Source organism: Pseudoalteromonas sp. NCCP-2140 (assembly GCF_023708065.1).
Classification (GTDB): domain Bacteria; phylum Pseudomonadota; class Gammaproteobacteria; order Enterobacterales; family Alteromonadaceae; genus Pseudoalteromonas.
In genome coordinates, this window is sequence record NZ_BRCZ01000008.1 from 119,569 (window position 1) to 140,772 (window position 21,204).

At 41.3% G+C, this 21,204-nt stretch carries 23 protein-coding genes and 1 tRNA gene; 15 read left to right on the forward strand and 9 right to left on the reverse strand.

Features of this window, described 5'->3' with window-relative positions:
• Window positions 1-202 precede the first annotated feature (202 nt).
• Both dnaB and alr read left to right on the forward strand, forming a co-directional pair.
• Complete coding sequence (gene dnaB / locus NFU46_RS15645; protein WP_058583799.1) at window positions 203-1,582, forward strand: replicative DNA helicase; 1,380 nt, start codon at window positions 203-205, stop codon at window positions 1,580-1,582.
• The gene (alr, locus tag NFU46_RS15650) at window positions 1,582-2,661 is read left to right on the forward strand and encodes an alanine racemase (protein WP_062565961.1); all 1,080 of its coding nucleotides are present in this window, start codon (window positions 1,582-1,584) and stop codon (window positions 2,659-2,661) included. The genes dnaB and alr overlap by 1 nt, the downstream gene beginning before the upstream one ends.
• 5 nt (window positions 2,662-2,666) lie before the next feature.
• Here the strand turns inward: alr and NFU46_RS15655 are convergent, their stop codons facing one another.
• Window positions 2,667-2,906: a DUF2960 domain-containing protein gene (locus NFU46_RS15655; protein WP_054554201.1), complete on the reverse strand. Its 240-nt coding sequence runs from the start codon at window positions 2,904-2,906 to the stop codon at window positions 2,667-2,669.
• A 115-nt stretch (window positions 2,907-3,021) separates the two neighbouring features.
• Between NFU46_RS15655 and NFU46_RS15660 the strand changes: the two genes are divergently transcribed.
• From NFU46_RS15660 to NFU46_RS15670, 3 genes are read left to right on the forward strand one after another with little or no spacing between them, the layout of a single operon-like run.
• Complete coding sequence (locus tag NFU46_RS15660; protein ID WP_054563401.1) at window positions 3,022-3,279, forward strand: YkoF family thiamine/hydroxymethylpyrimidine-binding protein; 258 nt, start codon at window positions 3,022-3,024, stop codon at window positions 3,277-3,279.
• 20 nt (window positions 3,280-3,299) lie between these two features.
• Window positions 3,300-3,923 carry a nicotinamide riboside transporter PnuC gene (pnuC, locus tag NFU46_RS15665; RefSeq protein WP_058583797.1) on the forward strand — a complete coding sequence of 208 codons (624 nt, stop codon included), beginning with the start codon at window positions 3,300-3,302 and terminating at the stop codon, window positions 3,921-3,923.
• Window positions 3,924-4,730, forward strand: a complete 807-nt coding sequence (locus tag NFU46_RS15670) for a phosphotransferase family protein (protein ID WP_251603062.1) — start codon at window positions 3,924-3,926, stop codon at window positions 4,728-4,730. It abuts the gene before it with no gap.
• On the opposite strand, the gene NFU46_RS15675 is transcribed toward NFU46_RS15670, so the two are convergent.
• Complete coding sequence (locus tag NFU46_RS15675) at window positions 4,727-4,909, reverse strand: helix-turn-helix domain-containing protein (protein ID WP_054563404.1); 183 nt, start codon at window positions 4,907-4,909, stop codon at window positions 4,727-4,729. The two genes, NFU46_RS15670 and NFU46_RS15675, sit on opposite strands and share 4 nt — an antisense overlap.
• Window positions 4,910-5,128: 219 nt before the next feature.
• Between NFU46_RS15675 and NFU46_RS15680 the strand changes: the two genes are divergently transcribed.
• Both NFU46_RS15680 and NFU46_RS15685 read left to right on the forward strand, forming a co-directional pair.
• A tRNA-Arg gene (locus NFU46_RS15680) sits at window positions 5,129-5,203 on the forward strand.
• A 140-nt stretch (window positions 5,204-5,343) separates the two neighbouring features.
• Entirely contained in the window at window positions 5,344-6,201 is an 858-nt protein-coding gene (locus NFU46_RS15685) for a DUF3800 domain-containing protein (protein WP_175080410.1), read from the forward strand.
• 160 nt (window positions 6,202-6,361) lie between these two features.
• Here the strand turns inward: NFU46_RS15685 and zntB are convergent, their stop codons facing one another.
• A complete protein-coding gene (gene zntB / locus NFU46_RS15690) occupies window positions 6,362-7,333 on the reverse strand; it encodes a zinc transporter ZntB (RefSeq protein ID WP_251603065.1) in 972 nt (323 codons plus the stop codon).
• Window positions 7,334-7,481: 148 nt separating this feature from the next.
• On the opposite strand from zntB, the gene NFU46_RS15695 reads away from it, so the two are divergent.
• The 5 genes from NFU46_RS15695 to NFU46_RS15715 all read left to right on the forward strand — a co-directional run bounded on the left by NFU46_RS15695 (window position 7,482) and on the right by NFU46_RS15715 (window position 11,657).
• Window positions 7,482-7,904, forward strand: coding sequence for an ATP-dependent zinc protease (locus tag NFU46_RS15695; RefSeq protein ID WP_054554208.1), 423 nt, complete (start codon window positions 7,482-7,484; stop codon window positions 7,902-7,904).
• 59 nt (window positions 7,905-7,963) lie between these two features.
• A complete protein-coding gene (rimK, locus tag NFU46_RS15700) occupies window positions 7,964-8,869 on the forward strand; it encodes a 30S ribosomal protein S6--L-glutamate ligase (protein WP_251603068.1) in 906 nt (301 codons plus the stop codon).
• A gap of 46 nt (window positions 8,870-8,915) precedes the next feature.
• Complete coding sequence (locus tag NFU46_RS15705; RefSeq protein WP_054563408.1) at window positions 8,916-9,974, forward strand: succinylglutamate desuccinylase/aspartoacylase family protein; 1,059 nt, start codon at window positions 8,916-8,918, stop codon at window positions 9,972-9,974.
• 151 nt (window positions 9,975-10,125) lie between these two features.
• A complete protein-coding gene (locus NFU46_RS15710; protein ID WP_251603071.1) occupies window positions 10,126-11,079 on the forward strand; it encodes a hypothetical protein in 954 nt (317 codons plus the stop codon).
• A complete protein-coding gene (locus NFU46_RS15715) occupies window positions 11,067-11,657 on the forward strand; it encodes a DUF1240 domain-containing protein (RefSeq protein WP_251603074.1) in 591 nt (196 codons plus the stop codon). The genes NFU46_RS15710 and NFU46_RS15715 overlap by 13 nt, the downstream gene beginning before the upstream one ends.
• A 61-nt stretch (window positions 11,658-11,718) precedes the next feature.
• On the opposite strand, the gene NFU46_RS15720 is transcribed toward NFU46_RS15715, so the two are convergent.
• The 4 genes from NFU46_RS15720 to recQ form a co-directional block, all read right to left on the reverse strand.
• On the reverse strand, window positions 11,719-12,279 hold the full coding sequence (locus NFU46_RS15720; RefSeq protein ID WP_251603077.1) for a mechanosensitive ion channel domain-containing protein: 561 nt from the start codon (window positions 12,277-12,279) through the stop codon (window positions 11,719-11,721).
• Window positions 12,280-12,343: 64 nt separating this feature from the next.
• On the reverse strand, window positions 12,344-14,059 hold the full coding sequence (locus tag NFU46_RS15725; RefSeq protein ID WP_251603080.1) for a BamA/TamA family outer membrane protein: 1,716 nt from the start codon (window positions 14,057-14,059) through the stop codon (window positions 12,344-12,346).
• Window positions 14,060-14,126: 67 nt separating this feature from the next.
• Entirely contained in the window at window positions 14,127-14,423 is a 297-nt protein-coding gene (locus NFU46_RS15730) for a DUF3630 family protein (RefSeq protein ID WP_055021898.1), read from the reverse strand.
• A 7-nt stretch (window positions 14,424-14,430) separates the two neighbouring features.
• Window positions 14,431-16,254: a DNA helicase RecQ gene (gene recQ / locus NFU46_RS15735; RefSeq protein WP_055021899.1), complete on the reverse strand. Its 1,824-nt coding sequence runs from the start codon at window positions 16,252-16,254 to the stop codon at window positions 14,431-14,433.
• Window positions 16,255-16,479: 225 nt separating this feature from the next.
• On the opposite strand from recQ, the gene rarD reads away from it, so the two are divergent.
• The gene (gene rarD, locus NFU46_RS15740) at window positions 16,480-17,403 is read left to right on the forward strand and encodes an EamA family transporter RarD (protein ID WP_251603083.1); all 924 of its coding nucleotides are present in this window, start codon (window positions 16,480-16,482) and stop codon (window positions 17,401-17,403) included.
• A 2-nt stretch (window positions 17,404-17,405) separates the two neighbouring features.
• On the opposite strand, the gene NFU46_RS15745 is transcribed toward rarD, so the two are convergent.
• Both NFU46_RS15745 and NFU46_RS15750 read right to left on the reverse strand, forming a co-directional pair.
• On the reverse strand, window positions 17,406-18,641 hold the full coding sequence (locus tag NFU46_RS15745; protein ID WP_251603086.1) for a diguanylate cyclase: 1,236 nt from the start codon (window positions 18,639-18,641) through the stop codon (window positions 17,406-17,408).
• Between the two features lie 78 nt (window positions 18,642-18,719).
• Complete coding sequence (locus tag NFU46_RS15750) at window positions 18,720-19,094, reverse strand: DUF413 domain-containing protein (protein ID WP_054563414.1); 375 nt, start codon at window positions 19,092-19,094, stop codon at window positions 18,720-18,722.
• 90 nt (window positions 19,095-19,184) lie between these two features.
• Here NFU46_RS15750 and NFU46_RS15755 point away from each other — a divergent pair, with 90 nt between their 5' ends.
• Window positions 19,185-20,039 carry a LysR family transcriptional regulator gene (locus NFU46_RS15755; protein WP_054554216.1) on the forward strand — a complete coding sequence of 285 codons (855 nt, stop codon included), beginning with the start codon at window positions 19,185-19,187 and terminating at the stop codon, window positions 20,037-20,039.
• Between the two features lie 195 nt (window positions 20,040-20,234).
• Window positions 20,235-21,167, forward strand: a complete 933-nt coding sequence (locus NFU46_RS15760; protein WP_054563416.1) for a porin — start codon at window positions 20,235-20,237, stop codon at window positions 21,165-21,167.
• Window positions 21,168-21,204 lie beyond the last annotated feature (37 nt).

Here is a 21,204-nt window from a genome sequence, read left to right on the forward strand (position 1 = left end):
CTTAAATAGCGACAGATAAATGAAGTGATAACAAGGCAGAAATTTTGACATGTAGTTACTCTACTTTAGACATTTCTAACGCAGTTAGCGCTTTATTTAGCACGCTAGAATGACCAAATATTTAAGTCGATTGGTATTAACTATTTGCACAGCCTTAGCAAGTAGATAGAATAGAGCCATTCAATTTTAGTTTTGTGATGTTATGGCCAAACCAGATAAGCAAGTCGATACGTTAAAAGTCCCTCCCCATTCAATAGAAGCTGAGCAATCTGTTTTAGGTGGTTTAATGCTTGATAATCAAGCGTTTGACCGAGTTGCTGAGTTAGTGGTTGCGCAGGATTTTTATACCCGAACCCATAAGCTGATTTTTGAGGCTATGGTGAATCTTGCTGAAGGGGGTGATCCAATCGATTTGATCACTATTTCTGAGAGCTTAGAGAAAAATAATCAGTTAAGTAGTGTTGGTGGCTTTGCTTACCTTGCTGAAATTGCTAAGAACACACCAAGTGCGGCGAACATTGATGCCTACGCGAATATCGTGCGAGAGCGTGCTGTTATTCGTGAAATGATTGGTGTTGCGAACGAAATTGCAGAAGCTGGTTTTAGCCCAGAAGGGCGCACCAGTCATGACCTGCTCGATTTTGCTGAAAGTAAAGTATTCAAAATTGCTGAGCAGCGTAGTAAAAGCACCGAGGGCCCACAAAACTTACACAGTATCTTAGAAAAAACTGTTGATAAGATTGAAGAGCTTTATCAGTCGCCACAAGATGGTGTGACGGGTGTAAGTACCGGCTATGCTGACCTAGATAAAATGACGGCGGGTATGCAGCCTTCTGACCTTATCATTGTGGCGGCACGTCCATCGATGGGTAAAACAACCTTTGCGATGAACTTAGCCGAACACGCAGCCATGACACAAGATAAGCCTGTACTTATTTACTCACTAGAGATGCCTTCAGAGCAAATCATGATGAGGATGCTGGCATCGCTAGGTCGTATTAACCAAACTAAAGTTCGTACCGGTCAGCTAGATGATGACGATTGGGCGCGTCTGTCGTCAACCATGGGCTTGTTGATGGAAAAGGGTAAGATGTATGTTGATGATGCATCGGGCCTAACACCAACAGATGTGCGTTCGCGTGCACGTCGTATTGCCCGCGACCATGGCGGTATTAGTATGATCATGGTCGACTACTTGCAGTTAATGCGTGTGCCAAGCTTGTCGGACAACCGTACCTTAGAGATCGCTGAAATCTCTCGTTCATTAAAAGCACTGGCAAAAGAACTACAGTGTCCGGTTATTGCACTATCGCAGCTTAACCGTACCCTAGAGCAACGTGCCGATAAACGCCCGATCAACTCCGACTTACGTGAATCAGGCTCAATCGAGCAGGATGCCGACTTAATCATGTTTATTTACCGTGATGAAGTGTATAACGAAGACAGTACAGAAAAAGGCGTGGCCGAAATCATCATAGGTAAGCAACGTAACGGTCCAATCGGTAAAGTACGTTTAACCTTCCAAGGTCAATTCTCGCGTTTTGATAACTACGCGGGTCCAGCTATGGACGACGAATACTAATGCGCTTAGCCATTGCCGAAATCAACCTAAAAGCACTTGCTCATAATTTAGCACAAGTGAAGCGCTTTGCGCCTGGTTGCAAAGTAATGGCGGTGCTTAAAGCCAATGCTTATGGCCATGGCTTAGTTAAAATTGCTCAATATCTAAATGATGCCGATGCATTTGCGGTTGCTCGAATAGACGAAGCGTTAGCGCTACGTGCAGGTGGGCTGACAAAACCGATTGTATTGCTTGAAGGTTTTTTTCATAAAGATGATTTACCTATCTTGCTTGCCAATAACTTTCAAACCATTATTCATGATGAAAATCAGCTCGCAACGCTTGAAAATACAAGCCTTGATGCACCAATTGCGTGCTGGTTAAAGGTGAATACGGGTATGCATCGACTGGGTATTGCGCCATCGCAATTTGAGTCTTTCTACAGTCGCTTAAAAGCAAGCCCGAATGCCCGCGATGACATTAAGTTAATGACGCATTTTTCATGCGCCGACGACATCAATGATGAAAAAACCGCTCAGCAAATTGCCTTATTTGACTCACTGGCAGATGGCAAAAGTGAGCAGCATTGCCTTGCAAACTCTGCTGGCATTATTGCTTGGCCAAAAGGTCATGGCGAGTGGGTGCGCCCTGGCTTGATGCTTTATGGCGTATCGCCAATGCTCAATGGCGTAGGGCAACAGCACGGACTAGAGCCTGTTATGCGTTTAACAACGCGAGTTATCGCGATACGCGATGTCGATGCCGATCAGTGTGTTGGCTATGGCGGGCGTTGGCATAGCGATAAACCGACTAAGCTTGCGGTGGTTGCGATGGGCTATGGGGATGGTTATCCACGCCATGCCGAGCAGGGCACACCTGTGGTTATCAAATCACAACGCTATGGTATTGTTGGCAGTGTAGCGATGGATATGATCACGGTGGATATTGGTGATAACCGCGACAACATCAAAGTTGGTGATGAGGTGATTATGTGGGGGCCAGAGCTTCCCGTTGAAGAGATTGCCCAGTGCGCAACAACCATTCCTTACGAGTTACTGTGTAATATCACCCCACGTGTGAGCTACGAGTATCAAGAGTAACTTTGTTACTCTTTAATAAAATACACGTCACTGAAACCCATTCGTGCGAATTCTTGGTCACGAAAGTTACGTACTGCCGCAGAGCCTTTTGAAGTCATTTCGACTTGCTGTTCCATCTTTAAATAATTGGTTAAATCAATGCCTTCAGCCGCTGCAATAGCATGGTACATATCGCGGTATTTATCTTTTGCAAAATTGATTTCGCGAGGCTGATTTTTAAATTTGTATGTGATGCGGCGTGCCATAATGAATCCTCAATGTTTATCGGGGCTGATTTTACACTAAAAAATAACCATAGCCATGACTTGTTAGTACAAGCGGGTTACAATGCAATACTTTTCATAGACTCGGTAAATCATAATGAAACTTTCAGTAGAGATCAGTAAGTACCCACTACATCAAGACTACATTCCGTTTATCAAAGGTTTTATTGACCGTGTAAACAGTTACGAAGGTCTTAAAGTGATCACCAACACCTTATCTACTCAGATTTTTGGTGATTATGATTTAGTGATGTCTGTACTCAATACTGAAATCAAACGTTCTTATGAAGAGTTTGGTAAAGCTATTTTCGTCTGTAAATTCTTACATGGTGACTTGTCGCCTAGCGAAGACTAAACCCTAAAGTAGCGCGTGTTATGGAATTTTTGAGCGAAACCTTCTCTGGCTTTACTGCCATGTCGCATTGGGAATATATTGCCGTTGCCCTATCGATGGCGTATTTACTGTTAGCGATTAAAGAAAGCTTATGGTGTTGGCCAGCCGCGTTTGTGAGCACCTTTATTTATACCGTAATGTACTGGAATGGCGCACTGTTGATGGAGTCGCTACTTAATTTTTACTATATGTATATGGCGGTATATGGTTGGGTAGTTTGGCGCAGGGGCATGAATAATAAAGATCATCTGCCCATTATTTCATGGTCGTTAAAGCGTCATGCGGTGATTTTGCTTGCCACCTCACTGGCTTCAGTTGCCATTGGTTTTGTGATGACCAATTACACTCACGCTGATTTTGCTTATTTAGACAGCTTTACCACCTGTTTTGCGGTGGTGACAACCTACCTTGTTGCCAAGAAGGTACTGGAAAACTGGTTGTACTGGATTGTGATTGATGCAGCATCTATGTACCTATACTTTGAAAAAGGGTATTACCCAACCTTAGTACTTTTCGTGTTTTACACCATTATGGCCGCGTGGGGCTTTAAAACCTGGTATGAAGAATACGAGCAGCATCAGGCTAAGCCGCTTGCACAGCTATAGATGAAAACTGAGCAACAAATTCACGCGCTTTTTACGCGCTTCAACTCACGTTTAGTTATCACCTCAATCAGCCCGCTGGTTGAGGGGCTAAGCAATGATAACTACCTGGTTAAAACAGCAAGCCAAGATTTCTTGGTTAAGCACTATCGCGACCATTGGCCGGCGATTGGTCTTGCAGCGCAAGCGCACTTTGCAAAGCAAAGCTGCTGCCCAGCACCACTTTGGTTAGAGCAAGCAGCCGATACGGCTATTTTCGAATACGTGGCAGGCTGCATTGCCAGTGGTGATTTTTGTAGTAGCTTATTGCCCGACTTAGTTAATTTACACCGTTACCCTGTGCTTACTGAACCTATGGATATTGCCTACGAAATTAACTACTACCAGCAAACAGCGCGTTATCAGCAACATGCTGAGCTAATTAAGCAGTCTCTGGCTTATATTGCTTCAGCGCCTAAAGACATGGGTTTTTGTCATAATGATTTAGTGAAAGAAAATATCATTGTGAATGAGACGGGTATGTTTTTAATCGACTTTGAATATGCCAAAAGTAACGATGTTTACTTCGACTTAGCTGCGCTGGTGGTGAGCTTTGCGTTAAATGATGAGCAGCAACTAGTGTTGCTTGAACGCTATCAAGCGTTAGTGTGCGAACATCACGAATTTAACTTATCAGTTGAAAAGCTCGCAGCGTTTCATGCGCTGTTTTTGCTTTTGTGTATTTGTTGGTACGAACAACGTGGTGCGATGGATAAAGTGGCGCCCCTGCTAATACAGCTTAACCACTTCATAGAAAAAACTAAAAATTAAAGACCGCCAATTCGCTCGGCAAGTTCTTTATATTTTTTTACGTCTTCTGGATCAAACAAAGGTTCACCTTTGTCATCTTGTGATTTCGAGATCAGTAAATGCTCGCGAGCAAGACGTTTTACGCGTTCTACTTTTACACCTAAAAACTCCGCGACTTGCTCTGTAGACATTAAACTCATGATCAAATTCCCCTTACATGGCAATACTGCCACCTTGTTATTAATTTTATTAAGTATACGTTAATACCTTGGTTCTGCACGAAAGTGAAGTGTTTTAATGCAAATTGCTGAATTTATGTGCATATAAAGGCCTCGATGCTAGCATTTAGCACAAGATGCCATTATCATTGCCGGGTTGTCATGCTGATATCGCGAGTCAGTATTGACGACGACAAATGTGCTCTCGTGGTGAAATGGATATCACGTGGCCCTCCGGAGGCTAAGTTGCAGGTTCGATCCCTGCCGAGAGCGCCATTTGCTCTTCAATTCAATGTTTAATTCCCCAATAATATCAGCCTTTCGTTTTTTAAAGTTTTCTTTTAATCTTTAGAAAAGTCGATAAAAAGTAATTTAATCGTTTTTTCTATCTTTATAAGTCTATTGTCAGGGAATGAATGAGTAAAAATATTAATCACCACCAGCTACCTTTATTTGAGTTTGATGGATCAAATTCTAAGAAGCTGGATAGCAAAGATGATTCTGAATTTTCTAAATATATTGTTTATGTAGATGAGAGCGGGGATCACAGCTTACAAAGCGTTGATGATAATTATCCTATTTTTGTATTGGCATTTTGTGTATTTCATAAACGTCATTACAGCGAATCTATAGTTCCAGCTTTAGAAAAATTTAAGTTTAACTTTTTTGGTCATGATCAGCTCGTATTACATGAGAATGAAATTAGGCGTCGTAAGAATACCTTTAAGATACTTAATAATCGTTCACTACAAACAAGGTTTTTAGATGATTTAACTGAAATAATTGAATTTAGTAACTTTATTTTAATTAGTACGACTATAGATAAGCGTGAAATAAAGCGTTTAAATCCTGAAGAAAATGCTTATCATATTGCTCTAGGTATGTGTATGGAATCGTTATATGAATTGCTCTTCGAAAAACAGCAGCATGAAAAGAAAACACATATTGTAGTAGAGTGCCGCGGAAACAAAGAAGATAAAGAGTTAGAACTTGAGTTTCGGCGAGTTTGTGATGGGAATAATAAATTTAAAAGAAAACTACCTTTCGAAATCATTTTTTCAGATAAAAAAGTGATGTCATCAGGCTTGCAACTTGCAGATTTGGTTGCGCGTCCTATTGGCCTAAATCTACTAAAACCTGAACAACCTAATAGAGCTTTTAATATTTTAAAGAAAAAATTTTTCTGTAGCGGTGGCAGAAACTGTTTAGGGGAAGGTTATGAAGATTTTGGAATGAAGATTTATCCCTACCCAAAAAGCGAAAAACCCCGATGATTCCACCGAGGTTAAAACGCCGACCGAGATAGCTCAATCCATTTAATAATGATTATGGTAAAATAATGCAACATCGTCAAGAGTTATAAATATTCCTAAAGAATTTTTGAAATATTTATATTAACTCAAATTATTTACCTTATTTGCAGTTTATAGGGCTTTATAGCCATTTCTTATTTTTAAAGTAAATGCCAATCCCAACGGTTAGCACCACCAAGAAAATAATAAATAAGCTAAATGCGTAAGGGCTTTCAGTGCCCGGAATACCGCCTACGTTTACACCTAGTAAGCCAGTTAAAAAGCCAAGTGGTAAAAACAGTGCAGCAACTACCGACATCACATACATGCGTTGGTTTAGTTGCTCAGATACTTGGCTTGTTATTGCTTGTTGAATAATTTGCGCGCGTTCAATTGAGCTATCTAGCTCTTCTAAATAACGGATCAACATATTGGTTGTTTCGTTTAAGCGTGCTTTATCGTCTTCATCTAACCACTTATATTTGTTGTTTAACAAAGTAATAAGTGCTTCTTTTTGTGGCCTTAAATAACGTTTTAACGCGATTGTTTGGCGGCGTATTTGTGCTAATGATTGATGATCAAAGCCTTTATTTGGTTCATCAATTTCATCTTCAAAGCCATCGAGTGTGTCATCTAAACTGTCGATAACAGCTTGCATACGCGATGTTAAGTTTTGCGCCAATTGGCAAACTAACTCAGAGATTGAGCAAGGACCATTGCTGCCATCGAACGATTCAACAACATCCTGCACCGATAATAAACGGCGCTTACGGGTTGTGATCACAATATTTTCGTTAATAAATAAGCGTAACGAGACCATGTCTTCTGGGCTTTGCGCAGGGTTTAAGTTAACCCCACGTAAAAACAGCATATTACCATTAGTGACTTTACTTAAACGCGGACGTGTTTCATCGGCAATCAGGGACTCAAGCTCGAAATCAGTTAACAAATTACTTTGCTCAAGCCACTCAACGGCTTCAGCTTGGCTGTAGTCCATGTGCACCCAAAGTTTTCCGTGTTCGGGTTGCCAATTTTGCAGCTCAGTACTATTTTCAATAGCACGTGCACCGCCTTGTTCGTCTAAAATTAAGACATGAAGTAACCCATTGATCATATTGAACTCTCGTTTTACAAATAGTGGGGTATAGTTGATTATAGTTTAGGCTACGTCAATTAAATCGATTTATCGAGGGGATAAATATATTTCGTTGGTGTTTCTAGCTCTGTAGCGTATAAGACACTTTTTTAAAGAGGGCACATTAATGAGCGCAAAAATTATTGTTGGCTGGCGAGAATGGCTTGGCCTGCCTGAACTGGGAATAGAAAAAATCAAAGCAAAAGTTGATACCGGAGCGAGAACTTCATGTATTCATGCTTTTGACATTGAGGAATTTTCAGAAAATGGCGAAGCATGGGTGAAATTTACTACCCATCCTCTACAAGACGATGTAGAAACAACGGTAGAGTGTCGCGCCAAAGTAGTTGAGCGTAAGTATGTGACCAGTTCAAGCGGTCAGCGTGAGCTTCGCTACTTTATCGAAACAAAATTAGTCGCAGGAACCCAAAGCTGGCCTGTAAGGGTGACTTTAAGTAACCGTTCAACAATGAAGTTTAGAATGTTGTTAGGGCGTACAGCAATGGAAAATCGCATAGTCGTTGATCCGGCTTTATCTCATTTATTATAGGAAAAGGACTTATCACACGTTGCTACGTGTATGAGTTTATCAGTTAAGGTTTTTAACTTATGAAACTTGGTATTTTATCTCGCAACCAAAATTTGTATTCAACACGTCGCTTAATTGAAGCCGCAGAGCAGCGTGGCCACGAAGTGAAAGTGATTGATGCACTTCGTTGTTATATGAACATCAATTCAGACCAGCCAGAAATCCATTACCGTGGTGAAAATCTAAAAGATTTTGATGCTATCGTGCCGCGTATTGGTTCGTCAGTAACTTTCTATGGCTGTGCGGTATTACGTCAGTTTGAAATGATGGGGGTATACCCTGTCAATGAATCTGTGGCGATCACTCGTTCGCGCGACAAGTTACGTTCACTACAGCTACTTTCGCGTAAAGGTGTAGGTATGCCAGTGACAGGCTTTGCAAGTAAACCAGATGACGTAAAAGATTTATTAAGTATGGTGGGTGGCACGCCAGTCGTTATTAAGCTACTTGAAGGTACCCAAGGTATCGGTGTGGTATTAGCTGAAACTCGCAAAGCTGCAGAAAGTGTAATCGAAGCGTTTATGGGCCTAAAAGCCAATATCATGGTGCAAGAGTACATTAAAGAAGCGGGCGGTGCTGATATTCGCTGCTTTGTATTAGGCGATAAAGTAATTGCCGCGATGAAGCGTCAAGCGCAAGAAGGTGAATTCCGTTCTAACTTACACCGTGGTGGTAGTGCGACGTTGGTTCGTATTACTCCAGAAGAAAGAAAAACCGCTGTTGCAGCAGCTAAAGCGATGGGTTTAAACGTAGCAGGTGTTGATTTACTTCGCTCAGCTCGTGGTCCATTGGTGATGGAGGTTAACTCATCACCTGGTCTTGAAGGTATTGAAGTTGCAACCGGTAAAGACATTGCAGGCATGATTGTCGAATTTATTGAAAAAACAGCGGCATCAAAGAAAACAGCAACTCGTGGTAAAGGTTAAACCTTTACCCATAGGAAAATAAGCGCTCTATTAAAAGGAAAAGTGCGTGGCTAAGGTTAAGAAAAATACACCGTTTTCAATTTTAGGCGATACGGTGGGTGTTGGCGAACGTAAAACATTTGCGATTGAAGCTGCCAAGCTTTACACCCACTCGCCGTTAAATATTCCAATTGAAGTCGTCAATGGTGTGCAGCAAGGGCCTGTATTAATGGTGTGCGCTGCAATTCACGGTGATGAGCTAAATGGTGTTGAGGTTGTTAGGCAGTTGCTTGCTAAAATCGATCCTGAGCAATTGCGCGGTACTATTATTGCGGTACCGATTGTGAATGTGTTTGGCTTTATTCATAAGTCACGCTACTTACCAGACCGCCGTGACATGAACCGCAGTTTTCCGGGCTCAACGCGTGGCTCGTTAGCTGGGCGAATGGCGAATGCGTTTTTTACTCAAGTGGCAATGCATTGTACGCATATTATTGATTTACACACAGGGGCAATTCACCGAACTAACTTGCCGCAAATTCGCGCTAATTTGAGCGACCCTGCAACAGCAGCCATGGCAAAAGCGTTTGGCACCCCAGCGGTGATTGATGCGTCACTTCGTAATGGTTCATTACGCAGTGAAGCGGCAAATTTAGGAATACCCGTTATTACCTACGAAGCCGGCGAAGCGCTGCGCTTTGACCCAATTGCTATTGCTGCAGGTGTGCAAGGTGTTGACTATGTGATGCGCCATTTAAAAATGGTGCGCGGTAAGCGTGCTAAAAAGCTACCAGAGCCGATTATTGCAAGCTCGACGAGTTGGATACGTGCCGAAGTTGACGGTATTGTTCGTGCACAGGTATCACTGGGTGAGCGAGTAATGAAAGGGCAGGTTCTAGCTTATATAAGTAGCCCACTTGGTGATGCTGAGCTTGAATTACTGGCGCCTCGCAGTGGTATTGTCATTGGTCAGCAAACTATGCCGCTGGTAAACGAAGGGGATGCTGTATTCCATCTTGCTTATTTCGCTCACGCAAACAGCCTAGTTGAACAACAGCTCGAAAACTTTATTGATGAAATAAGTGATATTGAAGACGAGTTAAAAACCGCAGATTTAAATAATTAGCCGATAAAAGTTTCTCTAAAAAGCCGCAATTGCGGCTTTATTTTTGCTGGACGTTAATTACAGATATTTCTGATTAAACAGGTGTTGAATTAACTTTTCTAGTGTTTAAAATAGAGACAAATGGAATCGGTAAATTAATAAGGAAATTACCATGTCTGCACATGCTCGCCGTGCAATTGCGCAAAGGCAACGTCAAAAACAAATTCAAAACATACTCGCCAGTAATAATCATACAATGTTAATCATGAACTCAGCGGAGTTTGTTGACTACATTATTTCTGTAAAAATGAAGCAGGGGTATTCTCGCTCTCAAGCTGTCGAATGGATTGACGAGCAATTACAAGAATATAACTCTGTTTCTAATAAATGGGAAAGAATTAAAGATGATTTAAAATTCGGTGCTGGCTTATATCCATTATTTGATGATGTAAAATCTCTCACAGTATTAGCTATGGCACTTAAAAATCAGGGAAATGTATTCGGCAAGTTCAAAATTAAAGTGTACAACGGCTCGCCAGCCATAATTATTGACTCATACCCACGAATTCGTGAACACTTAACAGGGACTCGGTATTTAGCTAGTAACCCAAAACTATTTACTGTTGGTGTGGGTCGGTTAGAAGCGGCAAAGTCAATGAAGGGCGGATTTATTGTTACTTTAATCATATCTGTCACTTTCCATGCTTTAGATCAGGTTCTTAGGGACGAAAAAACATGGCATGATTTTGTTGCCGGTGTTGCTGTCGATATGGCAATTGTTGCGGCAAGTATTGCTGTAAGTGCAATGGCAATTGGTATTACTACTGCTGCAGGAGTCGCTGTAGTCACGGCTGCTGCCGTGCCTCTATTAGTAGTTGTTGTGGTCGGTATACTTACAACAGTTGTAACATCCATTTTTGGAGAAGAAATTAATATATTAGCCGCTTCTTTAGCTGACGAGCTCAGATTGTTAGAAGAAAAAGTAATCACTGGTGTTATCAAGCTAACCCCAAATATGCCCCCCCTTGAAAAAGTAAACTGTAACTATGGAGATTACTTTTATTCATTATTCGGTATTCCAAATGTAAACATTAAAACTTATAGGGATAATTTATGTCGATTCTAGAGTGGGAAAAGTCTAATGAAAAATTTTCTGATCTTAATTTCACTTCTAAATGTTGGCTAATGTTTGGCTTGATATTTTTTACTTGCATTGTGGTTTTATTGCTTTATGGAACAAATAAAGGAATGAATGAGCATGTGTTTTTTAATACAGATAGTTATTATGTAAGTGAGGTTGGCATTCAGGCCCCTGCTTTCTTTTTATTGCCATTCCCGCTTTTAATGATGATTGGGATAATTCAGAAGATATTTAATTATAAAAATGAAAGAACATTTTTGCTGATGATAAAGTCAACGTTAGCAGGTATAGTTTTGTACTTTATTTCGTCGATTGTGTTGAGTTTCTATATTGAAGCAAACTTAAAAAACCATGGCTATACTTACTGCTCTTGGTATAAATTTTCCCCTACACGCTCACCAGATGTATGGCTAAAAAATAGTGAGCTTTGTTTGAAAGTTCATCATTATGTTGTGTCAGATGTTAAAGAGTGGTTTGAGTGGCATAATGAGCAAGGTATTGAGCCTCAACTTGATGAACTTAAGGCCTTTATAGCTAAAACAAATCAGGATCAAGGTCGCTAACGGACTATTTTAGACTAGCCAGACAGTTTTAGTGTGATTCAAAAGCCGCAATCGCGGCTTTTTACTTTTTTGGACCTAAAATACGCTTTGTAGTTGGCGCTTTAGTCGCTGTTGGTGGGTTCTTTAACACCATCACAGGGCGGGTAACAAAGATGTTGTTTGGGTAAATCACTTTGTGACCATCAACATGCTCAAGTACGACATTCATTAAGCCCATTTCGATAATGCGGCCTTCTAAGAAGTTTGCGCCGTCAATCACTCTCACCCAAAAGCCAACGCGGCAATCGTTTTGAATAAACATCAACAAGAAGGCTGTTAGGTTACTTAGTAAAGACCAGGCGGCAAAAAGCGCGACACCTAGCATGGCAAAAATTGATGAGCCAAGTACTAATAAGCCGCGTAATTCTATACCCCAAAAAACTAACACTAAGCACAGCATAACAATGGCAAGAATGATATTGAGCAACAGCTCTGCACGGTATTCGCGATGCGGATCAGCCTTGCCTTTAATTGCTTTTAACAGCAGCTTTTTGGTGGTTTTACGCAGTAGCGGATAGAGCAAAATCGCGATAACAGTCACGATTAAATGATATTGCTCGTTAAAGAATTCGACGAAGTCCAAAAGGGTTCCTAAGTTAATATTTTACGTTTTGATTTTAGCTTTTTAGCTTAACAATAACACCACTTTAAAAGGTATTTTTAACCGTTACTAGCCATTGCACTGAGTCTATGTCGTCATCTTGTTTGTTAATTGGTGCGGCAATATCTAGGTGAATAACCGTACCGGCATTGGCACGGCTTGGCGCTAAGCGTAGCCCCACACCCACATTTTGTAGCACGTTACCATTGGCACCATTATCTTTGTCGTTATACCAGGCTCTACCAATATCATAAAACGCGGCACCACCCACTTTAAACAATTGCAGTAAGTCATATTCCCAGTAGTAGCGTTTTTCTAGAGTCACTAAAAAGCTGCGGTCGCCTACTTGGTAGTCAAGCGGGTAACCACGTAGGCCATTTTCACCACCAATAGTGAGTTGTTTATCAGCAGTGAGGTTTTCAGCATATTGTAAGCGTACTTTGGCATACCAGCTTTGCCTTAGTGTGGTATTGAGATAATATTGTAGCTGCGTGCTAGCGAATAGGTTTTCAACATCATCGGTTTCTTCATTCCAGTAGCCATCAAGGTCTGCTTTAAAGCGCCATAACTGGTTATCTCCAGAGTAATGTGCTTTTGATAAAGATAACGAATAAATAGTACGGCTGGCATCGTCGCTAAAATCATCACTCGAATAACCGAGCAAGGCATGGATATTCCAACCGAGGTTTAAATCTTCAGTACGATAGATACTATCGAAGTTTCTAACTTTAACGTAGTGATCTTCAAACCATTGGCCACTAACGTAAGGGTAACTCAGCGTTCTATCTTCAGCGATAGGAAAGCGCGTGAATGGTGTTTCTTTAAAGGTTTCTTCGCGGTTTTCGATGCCAAACTTAATACGTTGAGTCCAACTATTACCAAGTTGTGATGAATGGCCAAAGTAAGCGCGGTTTAATAAGGTTTTTTGTTCAAACTCACTAACTACATCACCGCGATAGTAAAGTGACTCTCGGCGTTGATCAGAGTAACTTGTAACACCGTAGCTGTACGGCGTATCAATCGAGAAAAAAGGATAGCTTACATCGAGATAATGACGTTTACCGTCATCGTTATCTGAATACTCTAAACGGCCTTGATAACGGCTAGAGAATATATGCGGATCGTCATACACAAACAGATAACCAGTGCGATCAGCATCACGGGTACGACTAAACGACACTCGTTTACCCCAGCCTAAAAAGTTAGATTCTCGAAAGCCAATGCTTGATTCATTCTCACCACCACTGCGGCTAAAGCTTATTTCGGGCAGTAGGGTCCACAGATCGCGCGTAATTACTTTTACATGTACGTTGCCGTCACAATCGAGCTTTGCGTTGATACGCGCATCATATAAGTAGCCTTGTTTACGCAGTAATCGCTCTGACTCTAGCAGTTTACGTGGATTGTAAACATCACCTTCTTCGAACAATAAAACGCTGTGTATTACCTCTGGCTCTGTAGTCATGTGAGCGCGATTGGCAAAGCGGAATAAAAAGTTATTTTCTTCTTCAAGCTCAGTGTTAAATACGTTCAGCTGTTCAAGTTCAATAGAAACTATTTTACGGTTATTAGCGGCATCGGGTAGTGGATTATCAGCATCGAGCTGGCGGCGTAAGTTATTATCTTGTGATTTAAGCGTACGTTGGTTTTGACAATAATTACTATCGTCAGTAAATAACTGCTCTGCATGAACATTGGCTGCTATGCAGACTGGTAATAGTGTTATTAACCTAGCAACAAAGTACGACTGCTTAAATCCCATTTACACCCTTAGTTGAGTATGTCCTATGCAACTACTACATACTAAGCGTGGGAAAATGTCTAGCTTATTATTGTAATTGCGCGACTAAATACTGATGAAGTTGTGGCAATGCAGCACTGGCTTCTATGCCCTCAGCATTGATCCAAATACTTTCACTGTAATGTTCAAAGTTTAGATTAAAACTATGATCTGTAAAGTGAAAGCGTAATTGATGACGATCAGCACCGGCATCAAAGTCGGCAGTTGTTATGGCTGGAGCATGTAAGAAAAGGGTTGCCCAAAGCTCAAAGTCTTCATCGTGTGGAAGCTCACTCGACGTTACAAGAATGATCTCATGCTCGGCATCATAGGTTAGTTCAGTCATAGCAGTCCTAATTGGTGGCAAGATAGTCGCGAATGGTATTTAAAAACGGTGCGCCGTACTTATTGAGTTTAGTGAAACCAACACCCGACACCTTTAAAAACTCACTGTCGTTGGTTGGCATGAGCTGCGCCATTTCAGCGAGGGTTTTATCATTGAATACCACATAAGGTGGAACATCATCGGCATCGGCCAGTTCTTTACGTAAGGCACGTAATTTCGCAAATAGCTTTTTATCGTAATTAAACTGAGCGAGTTTATCTTGGTAAACGTGCTTAGCTTGTAAGCGAGGTTCAGCTAGTTGCAGTGCATATTCACTTTTAAGAACCGCACGGGCGGCTTCGGTTAAGCGTAATGACGAACCTTGGGTAATGTCTTGGCTTAATAATCCTTGATGGATAAGCTGCCTTAAAATACTTAGCCAGAACTCCACGCTGTGCTCTTTACCTATGCCATAGGTGCTTAGCTGGTGGTGATTGTTATCTCGAATGCGGCTAGTGTTTGCACCGCGCAGTAACTCAACGATATAGCCAATACCAAAACGTTGTTCAGCACGGTACACACACGACAAGGCTTGTTGCGCGACAAGGGTGCCATCAAAGCTAGTAGGTGGGTTTAAGCAAATGTCACAGTTACCACAGGTTTCGCGTTTATATTCACTAAAATAATTGAGCAAAATTTGTCTGCGGCATGTTTGTGCTTCGGCGAAGCTTGCCATGGCATTAAAGCGCTGTTCTTCAACACGACGACGTTGCTCGTCTTCAATATCTTCAAAAAAGCGGCGTACGCGGCCTATATCTGCCGGGTCAAAATACATAATCGCTTCTGCAGCCAGGCCATCTCGACCTGCACGACCAGTTTCTTGGTAGTAAGCCTCGATGCTTTTTGGAATATCGTAATGCACCACAAAACGTACGTTTGGTTTATTAATCCCCATGCCAAAGGCGACAGTCGCAACCACAATTTGAATATCGTCACGGGCAAATCCCGATTGCACAAATTGGCGTTGCTCGTTACTCATTCCTGCATGGTAGGCGGCGGCATTGAACCCGGCGTCTGCAAGTTTTTCGGCTACATCATCAACCCGTTTTCGGCTGGTGCAGTAAATAATGCCACTTTGATTTTGCTGCTCTTTTAAATATCGAAGCAGTTGCACCATAGGTTTGAATTTTTCTTCTATGGTGTAACGAATGTTCGGTCTATCGAAGCTACCAGTGTGCACGTAAGGGTGGTTAAGCTGAAGCTGTTCAATAATATCGTAACGAGTTGCTTTATCTGCCGTAGCTGTAAGGGCCATCATGGGCACATGCATAAAGCGTTGCTTTAACTCGTTGAGCCGACAGTAATGCGGCCTAAAGTCATGACCCCAATGCGACACACAGTGAGCTTCATCAATTGCAAAAAGTGCGAGTTTTAGATGACTCAAACGCTCTAAAAATTCGTGTTGCAGTACTTTTTCTGGTGCAACATATAACAGCTTAATTTGCCCATAGTGCAATTGCTGATAAACAGCTTGCTGCTCTTCAAAAGGCAGGCTGTTATTGATGTATGCCGCTTGCACGCCGAGTGCTCTTAGTTGAGCAACTTGGTCTTGCATCAAGGAAATAAGCGGTGAGATAACCACAGTCACACCATCAAGGATCAATGCTGGTACTTGATAGCATAAAGATTTGCCTCCACCCGTTGGTAGGAGTACAAGCGAGTCTTGTCCGTCTAGCGCTGCGGCTATAATCGCTTCTTGGCCATCACGAAAGTCCTTGTAACCAAACACTTGTTTGAGTACGGCTTGTGGTGATCGAACGGGTGTGTTGGACATTGCGGTATTGGTATTCATCGCCGTGCATTTTAGTGGTTTTTTATGGCGATGTCTGTAGAAATATATCCAAACGACCTCAAGATGCAGAATTCAGCGTTTCACAGATGCTTAATATCAAGGTGTTACTTTGCAACAATGGCAGTCCCTTTTAAGAAGTAAATACATGGGTTTATTTAGCGTGTTTTGGTTGCGTCACTGCTAAGGGGGCGTAAAATAGCGTTTTTAAACTATAAAGCCTAACTTATGCCTACCAACATTGAGCAGCGAAAAGGCGTTATTTTCGCTTGTTTAGCCTTTTTTATGTGGGGTCTTGCGCCCATTTACTTTAAGTTTCTACAGCAGATTTCTGCGTTTGAAATCTTAATGCACCGTGTTATTTGGTCGGTGTTATTTTTACTTCTTATTATTGCTGCTCGTCATCAATGGCAGCGTATTCGTGTGGTGCTCGGACAACCTAAATTACTTTTGATGTTGGTAATAACAGCAAGTTTACTTGGCTTTAACTGGGGGTTATTTATTTGGGCTGTGAACAATAATCATATGCTCGATGCCAGTTTAGGTTATTACATCAACCCACTACTAAACGTGTTATTGGGTATGTTGTTTTTAGGTGAGCGACTACGTAAATGGCAAGGCGTTGCGGTAGGTCTAGCGCTTTGTGGTGTGTTGCTACAGCTTGTGAGTTTTGGTTCATTCCCTGTGGTTGCTTTCTCATTAGCAGGATCGTTTGCTATTTATGGTCTACTACGTAAAAAGTTACCAATCGAATCATTGCCAGGGTTATTGCTCGAAGCACTTATTTTATTACCGGTTGCGCTAATTTACTGGTGGTTGATGACGCCATCAGCAAGCTCTGATTTTACTGCAAACGATTGGCACATTAACGTGTTACTCATTAGTGCTGGTGTGGTGACAACCTTACCGTTGTTATGTTTTACCGGTGCAGCAAAGCGCCTGCAATACAGTACGCTTGGCTTTTTTCAATACATTGGCCCAAGCTTAATGTTTATGCTTGCGGTGGCTTTTTATGGTGAGGTATTTGATGCTGAGCGTGTGGTGACGTTTGCATGTATTTGGAGCGCTTTGGCATTATTCAGTTGGGATTCGTATCGTCAGAGCCGTAAGCAACGCAAAGCGCAATTAGAGGCGGTAACTAAGCCTGTGTAGGCTTAGCTTACTAGTTTATTGCGTCCAGTGTCTTTTGCTTGATAAAGCTTTAAATCGGCCTGTTTTATTAGTTCATCCAAACTATAAACAGGCCCATTATGAAAACCAATCGACAGTGTAAACTTGATATGGTCTTTACTGAACTCAGGACTGTGTTTTTCGACAAATAAGCGGAATTTTTCTAAACGTTGCAGAGATTCTTGCGGGTCTTGATCTGCAAAATAGACTGCAAACTCTTCACCACCAAAGCGGCCTACTAAGTTATCTTCAAAATACTTTGCCATACATTGCGATAGGCCCTTTAGTACGTCATCGCCGGCATCATGACCGTAGTTATCGTTAATTGACTTAAAGTGGTCAACATCAATCATGGCTAAAGAGACTGAGGTATCTGACACTTTTGCAGCTTTTAGATGGCTGTTTGCTTCACCAAAGAAATAGCGGCGATTAGGGAGTTTTGTGAGGTAATCAGTGTTTGCTTGTAAACGAATCGTTTTAATGTTTTCAAGCATGTCGACGTTCTGGCTGAGCCGACAATAAAACTCTTCATTGTTGAATGGCTTACGAAGGTAATCGTCTGCGCCAGATTTCAAAAAGCGCGTTGATAAATGCAGAGTATCGAGTGCAGAAATGCCGATTATGGCCTTTTCATCGTTGGAGTATAAACGACGAATTTCAACACAGAGTTCATCCCCATTCATATTCGGCATTTCATTATCGGTAATGATCACCGATATTTTTGGGTTTTCAGCCAGTACTTTTAAAGCGTCGACACCATCAACCGCTTCGAGTGTTTGGTATTTATGACGGGTTAATAAGTTGCAAATATGGTGGCGCGTTGCCGCTGAATCATCGACTACTAATACTAATATTTGCTCATTACGAGGCAAGCGAGCCAGTTGTTTTTCTAGGTATTGATAGGCTTGTTTATTTTCTTTGGTGATGTAATCAATGATGGGGTGTTTTTCAACGATATTACGTGTTGTTTCGTCAAGGTTGCCAGTCATTACAATGGTCGGGATATCGGCTTCGATGGTGCAAGGAACTGCTTCACCGTTTGGCGCATCAGGTAGAATAAAATCTACTACGGCACAAAAGTAACTGTGCTTGCTAATAAGCTCTTTTGCCTCAGCTAAGCTACCGGCTATGTCGGCTTCATAGCCAACTTTTTGCGCGATGTGCTTTTGCACCCGCGCAATGGTTGGCGTATCTTCAATTATTAATATTCTTCGAGTCACAGCTTGCCTTGTAATAACTTATTGGCGAAACAAAAGTTATTTCAAGTTTTAACCCTAAAAGGGTAAAAAAGCAAATTGTTATAGGCTGTCTGACTCAGAATAATATTCAACACTTTGTGGTGTTGAGGTCGCAATGCGAGAGCGCCCAAATAATGTGTGAAACTTGGTTTTACAGGTTGTTTGCTTAAGGTATTTTATCCAAGCGCGCTCAATCGGATTGGTCGCTTCAAGATTACCGGTAACAACTTGTACAAATTGAGTTTGAAATTCATTTTGTGGTTCTAGGGTTTTGTTGTATAAACCCTTTAGAACAACACCATGCTGCTCGAGAATGTCGGCTTCTAGCAAAGTGAAGTGACCACTACGACCAAAACCGCGTGGGAAATTTTGATCATCATAGAATTGACGTTGGCTTGCAAATGCCTGACGAAGTGATGAAATGTCATTGCTCATGGCTTTATCCTCATGCCCTAATTTCTTGCTGGAGTATGGATCAAGTTGTCGATTTTATTAAACAAATTATTTTTATCGTAAGGGTAAAAAATGGATATCGATTTATTGAAGACTTTTGTTGAAGTGGTTCGTACACGCCATTTCGGTAAAGCAGCTGAAAATTTATATATTACACAGTCTGCGGTGAGTTTTCGGATCCGACAATTAGAGCAAGGTTTAGGCGTTAACTTATTTATTCGTCAACGAAACAACATACAGTTAACGGCGCCGGGTGAGCGACTACTGCCACACGCACAAATGATCATTACGGGTATGCAGCGCGCAAAAGTTGATGTGGCACTTGCAGATAATATGCATAAGCAAATTAGCTTAGCGGGAACACCTAATATATGGGATGCATTTTTACAGTTTGGTATTACTAATATTGTTTCTGCTATGCCGGGTGTGTCGTTAGTTGCCGAAGTCAAAGCACAGCAAGAGAGTACTCGCTTATTATTGGAACGTACATTAGATTTGGCGGTGTTGTTCGATCCTCCTAAAGTAGATGAACTGGTTGTACAGCGAATTTGTGAGCTACCTATTATTCCTGTGAGCGCCTTTGAAACTGCAAATAGTGAAAACTTTTTCGATAACCAATATGTTTATGTCGACTGGGGGACCACCTTTTCTTTATGGCATGCTCGTGAGTTTAACGGCCACGCTCCTCCTTATTTTAGAACCAGTACAGGTCGTATTGCGCTTGATTTAATTTTGAAATGCGGCGGTAGCGCGTTTATTCCTCAGTTATTAGTTGAAGAGCAGCTTAAATCTGGTGAGCTTTATCATGTTGAAGATGTTGCGCATACCTCGCGCGATGTGTTTGTTGCTTACCACAGAGATAACGAACAAACTCCTTTATTAGAGAAGTTAGTGACCTTATTAACTGAACTACAAATAAAAGCTTAAAATTAATTTAATTTAGCTTTCATAAAAATTTAATGCTTCAACAGCAGGTTACGTTTTTATTTCAAAAATAATTACATTTTATGAAGCTAAATTGACGCTTTTATTTCAATTGTCATCTTTCTGTCATTTTTCGCTGTCACACTGCGCGCATTGAAACACAACATGTGTTTTTGTTGCGATTATTGAGGAAACGACATGAAATTTGCAAAGTCTAGCTTATTCCTAGCTTTATTTGGTGGTTTATCTTTTTCTGCATTAGCTGATGTAGATGTATATGGTAAAGCAAACGTGACTGTTCAATCATCAGATGATGGCGAAGGGTCTTTCACTGAAATTAAAAGCAATAACTCACGTTTTGGCTTAAAAGGTTCAGAAAAAATTTCTGAAGGCTTAGAAGCTGTTTATAAATTTGAGTTTGGTGTAGACGTATCTGACGCTGATTCAAAAGGCGACAATGACGATAACATCACTGCACGTAACCAATACGTGGGTGTTAAAGGTAGCTTTGGTCAAGTTGTTATCGGTCGTAACGATACAGCAATGAAGCAGTCTCAAGGTAAAGTTGATTTATTCAATGACCTTGAAGGTGATATCAAGAACGCATTTAAAGGTGAAAACCGTTTAGGCGACACAATTTCTTATGCTTCTAAAGACTTCAGTGGCTTCAAAGTATTAGCAACTTATGTAGCTGAAGATGATGTAGACGCTGATAACGGTTACTCAGTAGCGTTAACTTACGGCGATGCTAAACTTAAAGAAAGCAAACTTTATGCATCAGTTGCAGCTGACAGCGAAGTAAAAGGCTACGATATTGTTCGTGCAACAGTACAAGGTAAACTAGGTGACTTTAAACTAGGAGCTATGTACCAAACACAAGAAAAAGTGGATGGTAGTGCAGAAGCTGATGGTTACTTAGTAAATGCTGCTTACCAAATGAATAGCAACACGTTCAAAGTACAGTACCAAGTAATTGACTTTGATGAAGGCGATAAGAAAACAGCTATCTCTGCAGGTGTTGATCACAAGCTTAGCAAAAACACCAAAGTATTTGGTTTCTACTCAACGTTTGATACAGACAATCAAGTTGACCAAGACTACCTAGGTGTTGGTATTGAATACAAGTTCTAATCCAACCTTTGGATAACTCCCTAACTTGTCAGCCCAG